Genomic DNA, 371 nt, shown 5'->3' with positions numbered 1-371 from the left:
ATGCGCTTGCCGTTGTGCGAGTAGTGATACCAGTACAGCAGCATCGAGCCGAGCGAGGCCATCAGCTTGTCGGCGATGTCGCGTGCGCCGGCCAGGTTGTGGTCGTCTTTCTCGGGCAGAACCGTGCCCAGCACCGACACGCCGGTACGCATCACGTCCATCGGATGCGCGGCGGCCGGAATCCATTCGAGCGCGGCCTTCACGTTCGCGGGCAGGCCGCGCAGCGCCTTGAGCTTGGTCTTGTACGCGCTCAGTTCGGCCTGGGTCGGCAGTTTTTCGTGCACCAGCAGATAGGCGATCTCTTCGAATTCGCAGGCGCCGGCGATATCGAGGATGTCGTAGCCGCGATAGTGCAGGTCATTGCCGGTCTT

General features: G+C 63.1%; 1 protein-coding gene. It reads right to left on the bottom strand.

Annotated elements, in window-relative coordinates; all coding sequences use genetic code 11:
* Nucleotides 1-371: citrate/2-methylcitrate synthase (locus SB772_RS39400; protein ID WP_410838439.1), on the bottom strand; the 371-nt coding region annotated here is incomplete at both ends.

This window comes from Paraburkholderia sp. SIMBA_030 (assembly GCF_046535245.1).
Lineage (GTDB): Bacteria > Pseudomonadota > Gammaproteobacteria > Burkholderiales > Burkholderiaceae > Paraburkholderia.
This window is presented reverse-complemented; position numbering and strand designations above follow the sequence as displayed.